Consider the following 4,574-nt stretch of genomic DNA (forward strand, 5'->3'; position numbering starts at 1 on the left):
CGGCAACCGAGAACATCCTGATCTACGGTACGGCCGGCGGTGCTGCCGAGCGTCTGAAGATTACCGACGCAGCCGGTTCGGACACCAACACCATGCTTGGCTGGACTGCCGGCGCAGGTGTCGATGCCAAGCTGACCGATAAAGTCTTCGGCCGCGTTGAATATCGTTACACCAAATTCGGTGACGAGACGTTCAACACCGGCAGCGGTGCACAGGAAGTCAGCGACAGCTCCAACAAGGTCATGTTCGGCCTTGGTATGCAGTTCTGATCGAACTGACGTAAGCGATTACGCGAAAAGCCGGGCCATGTGCCCGGCTTTTTATTTGCCACGTGCGGGAGGCATCAGAACGCGCTCCCGACGGCAATCTTTCCTGTCTACGGCCTCGCAGGAACGGAATTCGAGATCTTTGGTCATGCAAATCCGCACTTCACGCAGATAACGCTTGTCGCACGTGACGGCGATCGCGTCCTTCGGCAAACCCGGATTGGCGGTCAGGAAAGCCTCTTCGACACGCTCCGGTGAAACCATGGTCGGCTTTTCAAGCCTACGGAATTGCGAGGGTGTTTCCAGACGTTGTCGCGCCTTGCGGGCAAGATTGAAATAATCCTTCTGTGCGAACCCGGTGCACATACCGTGCTTGCGCCATTGATGCCCCATCAATCCGGCCGAGGGCATTATGTCGCGATACTGGTCCACAAGAGCATTGGGCACGCGCTGCGGGCGTTTCGAGCGGCAATATTCGGGGTAACTTTTCTCATATTGCGGCCAGAGCCCGTGGACCACGAAGGCATAGGGTCGCTCGCGCCCGCATTGCTGCCTGTTGGCGTCCGTCCCTTCCGCCGCGCAGTAGCTGGGAGACCAGCTGAGCGACAGCACATAGAAATCGAACTCACCCGCCGGCGCGCCACGCTCGCCTGACAAAGCTGGAGCCGGCGCAGTCAGGAGACATGTCAGGGCGAGGGCGCCGAGCCTTATTCCGAAACGCATCGATTGCCCCGATATTCGCACCTAGCGCAGTACGCGACAGTGACCGTTATAGACGTTCCAACGGTCGAAACCGGAAACGCAGAACTCGACATTGCTGCCGAGGCCCGCAAAACCCTGACCATACTCGATGAGGTACCAGATCGTGCGGTCGCGGCCGTCGGAAAGACGCGCCGTTGCGCGGCAATAGCGCCGCTCGATGGGGCTGTCGCCGGAAGCCGGGTTATAGCGTGTCTGGTAAGAACCGTAGAAATCGACGATGCCGACGTCCGGCAGATTCGGCACATGGGTGACCTGATGGCGGAAACGCTTCTGGATTGTCGAGTGAACGCGGGCATCTGCGCAGACATCATCGACTGCGCCGTAAACACCGACCGGATCGGCCGCCTGCGCCTGCGTCGGAACGAATGCTGCGGCAAAGGTTGCGGCGAGGCCGGCCGTCAAAGCCTTGAAGCGCGCCATATATCTGTCTCCCGGATTGTTACGATGCAAGCGGATAGAGTTTTGCGCCAGCGCGCGTTCGCGGTCAAGCATGAGCGGGCTATTCCGCCGTAAGCCTTTCGATGCCCCAACGGCCCTCTTCGCTGTCGCCGAGGATGCGGGCGAGGACTGGAAGAAGCACATTCATCTCCTCGTGCAGCACAAAGGGTGGATTGACCACGATCATGCCCGTACCGTCGAGCTGCGGCTCTGTGGAAGGCGCGCGTAGCTCGAGCCGGATGTCGATCGTATCGGCGATACCGCTGCCGGCGAGATTGTCTCGAAATGCCTTGATCGTTTCGTGTTTCTTGATCGGATACCAGATTGCGTAGATGCCGCCAGGCCAGCGCGCATGCGCTTTCCTCAGCCTCGCAACGATGCGTTCGAACTCATCTTCCTTTTCGTAGGGCGGATCGATCAGGACAAGCCCGCGCTTTTCTTTCGGCGGCAGGTGTCCCCCCAGCGCCAGCCAACCGTCCAGTTCAATCACCCGCGTTTGGAAGTCGCCGGAGAAGGTTTGCTTCAAACAGGCGGCGTCCTGCGGATGCAATTCTATGGCGGTCAGCCGATCCTGCTTTCGCAGCAAATGGCGCACGAGGCACGGCGACCCCGGGTAATGCTGGATGCTACCGTCCTGATTCACGGCATGAACCGCCGCCAGCAAGGGATTCAAAAGATTGGCCGTTTCATTGTCGACGTTCGCGTCTACAAGCCGGCCGATTCCATCTCGCCACTCACCGGTTTTCTGCGCTTCCTGGGAAGTGAGATCGTAGAGGCCGATGCCCGCATGCGTGTCGATCACACGGAACGCTTTGTCCTTGTGTTTCAGATATTCGACGATGCGTACGAGAACTGCGTGCTTCACGACATCGGCGAAGTTTCCGGCGTGATAGGCGTGGCGATAGTTCATGGCGTTCGTTCTATGACCCTTTGCCCCTATTTTCCTGAGAACTGGCTCTACTCGTCCGGGCGGAAAATCGCTAGTGTTCCCGGCATGAACACACACGCAAACATTCACATCGGCCATTCGGCCTGCCCGCACGACTGTCCATCCACCTGTGCGCTCGATGTCGAGGTGAAGGACGGCCGCATCGGCCGTGTCCATGGCGCCAAGGACAACAGCTACACTGCCGGGGTGATCTGCGCCAAGGTTGCGCGCTATGCGGAGCGCATCCACCACCCCGAAAGGCTTCTCAAACCGCGGGTTCGTTCGGGCGCGAAGGGGGAGGGAGCTTGGAAGGAGGCGAGCTGGGAAGCCGCGCTCGACCGGGTTGCCGAAGCGTTCCTCAAGGCGGAAGAACGACACGGAAGCGAAGCCATCTGGCCGTATTTTTACGCTGGCACGATGGGTCTGGTGCAACGCGATTCCATAGACCGTCTGCGGCATGCCAAGCGCTATTCGGGTTTTTTCGGCACCGTTTGCACCAATGCGGCGTGGACGGGATTCGTGATGGGAACGGGCGATCTGCGCGGGCCCGATCCGCGCGAGATGGCCAAGGCCAATTGCGTTGTGATCTGGGGTACCAACGCCGTGGCCACTCAGGTCAATGTGATGACCCACGCAATCAAGGCGCGCAAGGAACGCGGCGCCAAGATCGTCGTGATCGACGTCTACGACAATGCCACCATGAAACAGGCCGATCTCGGTCTGGTCTTGAAGCCGGGAACGGACGCGGCGCTCGCCTGCGCGGTCATGCATATACTTTTCCGCGACGGTTTTGCGGATTGGGCGTTTCTCGATAGATACACGGACGATCCCAGGGGGCTCGAGGCACATCTGAAGTCGCGCACGCCGCAATGGGCATCCGCCATCACGGGCTTGTCGGTTGAAGAGATCGAGACGTTTGCGAAGCTTGTGGGCGAGACCAAACGCACCTTTTTTCGGCTGGGTTACGGTTTTACGCGTAATCGCAATGGCGTCGTGAACATGCATGCAGCCCTGTCCGTCGCGGCCGTCACCGGATGCTGGCAATACGAAGGCGGTGGTGCTTTCCACTCGAATTCGGGTATTTTCGGTCTGGACAAGTCGCAGATCGAGGGTGACGTGCTGCGTGACCCGGCGATCCGCTCACTCGACCAGGCGCAGATCGGCCGCATCCTGACCAACGATCCCGAGGCACTGCATGGTGGTCCGCCAGTCACCGCACTTTTGATCCAGAACACCAATCCCGCCAATATCGCGCCGGAGCAGCGGTTGGTGAAGCAGGGTTTTCTGCGCGACGATCTCTTCACCTGCGTGCATGAACAATTCATGACCGACACGGCAAAGCTCGCCGATATTGTGCTGCCGGCGACCATGTTTCTCGAGCATGACGACATTTATCGCGGCGGCGGGCACCAGCACATCATCTTGGGTCCCAAGCTCGTAGATGCGCCGAGCGAGGCGCGCGAAAACCTGTTCGTGATCGAGGAGCTCGCCAAACGCCTTGGCGTCGCCGACAAAGCCGGGTTCGGCCTTTCGGCACGCGAGCATGTCGACTGGATGCTGGAACGGCGCGGACTCGGGACGTTCGATAGCTTCAAGGCCGATCGCTGGGCCGATGTGCAACCGGATTTCGAGACCGCACATTTTGTCAACGGTTTCGGCCATCCGGATGGCAAATACCGCTTCCGACCGGACTGGACCGGCACGCCCGCTCCGAACCGCCCGCCCGCGTCGATCGGTTTGCAGGGGCCGCACGTTCGCATGCCGGAATTTCCCGATCATATGGATTTCATCGAAGTGGCCGATCCGGAGCATCCATACCGCCTGGCGACCTCGCCGGCGCGCACCTTCCTCAATTCCAGCTTTACCGAGACGCCAGGCTCGGTGAAGCGCGAGGGCCGACCGGAACTGATGCTGCATCCTGACGACGCGACCGAACTCGGTCTCGCTGCTGGCGATCGCGTGGAAATCGGCAATCGGCGAGGCGAGGTGGTTCTTCACGTCAAACTGTTCGACGGCGTGCGGCGCGGCGTTGTCATCGCCGAGGGCATCTGGCCGAATGGCGCACACGAACGCGGGGAAGGCATCAATGTGCTGACCGGTGCCGATTCCATCGCGCCTTATGGCGGGGCGGCCTTTCACGACACAAAGGTGTGGGTGCACACCATTTGAGGCGATCCGTA

At 60.1% G+C, this 4,574-nt stretch carries 5 protein-coding genes; 2 read left to right on the top strand and 3 right to left on the bottom strand.

Going from position 1 to position 4,574, the window contains the following annotated elements; genetic code table 11:
• Window positions 1-269 (top strand): outer membrane beta-barrel protein (locus QZ638_RS22555; protein ID WP_295814834.1); only part of this gene is annotated, 269 nt, incomplete at its 5' end.
• 51 nt (window positions 270-320) lie between these two features.
• Here the strand turns inward: QZ638_RS22555 and QZ638_RS22560 are convergent.
• From QZ638_RS22560 to QZ638_RS22570, 3 genes are all read right to left on the bottom strand, one after another.
• Window positions 321-989 carry a ribonuclease gene (locus QZ638_RS22560; protein WP_295814837.1) on the bottom strand — a complete coding sequence of 223 codons (669 nt, stop codon included), beginning with the start codon at window positions 987-989 and terminating at the stop codon, window positions 321-323.
• Between the two features lie 21 nt (window positions 990-1,010).
• Window positions 1,011-1,448, bottom strand: coding sequence for a hypothetical protein (locus QZ638_RS22565; RefSeq protein ID WP_295814840.1), 438 nt, complete (start codon window positions 1,446-1,448; stop codon window positions 1,011-1,013).
• Window positions 1,449-1,527: 79 nt separating this feature from the next.
• Entirely contained in the window at window positions 1,528-2,376 is an 849-nt protein-coding gene (locus QZ638_RS22570; RefSeq protein ID WP_295814843.1) for a 23S rRNA (adenine(2030)-N(6))-methyltransferase RlmJ, read from the bottom strand.
• A gap of 84 nt (window positions 2,377-2,460) precedes the next feature.
• Between QZ638_RS22570 and QZ638_RS22575 the strand changes: the two genes are divergently transcribed.
• Window positions 2,461-4,563: a molybdopterin oxidoreductase family protein gene (locus QZ638_RS22575; protein ID WP_295814845.1), complete on the top strand. Its 2,103-nt coding sequence runs from the start codon at window positions 2,461-2,463 to the stop codon at window positions 4,561-4,563.
• Window positions 4,564-4,574: the final 11 nt, after the last annotated feature.

This window comes from uncultured Nitratireductor sp. (genome assembly GCF_913053745.1).
Lineage (GTDB): Bacteria > Pseudomonadota > Alphaproteobacteria > Rhizobiales > Rhizobiaceae > Nitratireductor.

What these genes read in the sequence shown, in the direction of transcription:
- QZ638_RS22565 (WP_295814840.1), bottom strand. Translation starts at nt 1,448, where the DNA reads ATGGCGCGCTTCAAGGCTTTGACGGCCGGCCTCGCCGCAACCTTTGCC.
- QZ638_RS22560 (WP_295814837.1), bottom strand. Translation starts at nt 989, where the DNA reads ATGCGTTTCGGAATAAGGCTCGGCGCCCTCGCCCTGACATGTCTCCTG.
- QZ638_RS22570 (WP_295814843.1), bottom strand. Translation starts at nt 2,376, where the DNA reads ATGAACTATCGCCACGCCTATCACGCCGGAAACTTCGCCGATGTCGTG.
- QZ638_RS22575 (WP_295814845.1), top strand. Translation starts at nt 2,461, where the DNA reads ATGAACACACACGCAAACATTCACATCGGCCATTCGGCCTGCCCGCAC.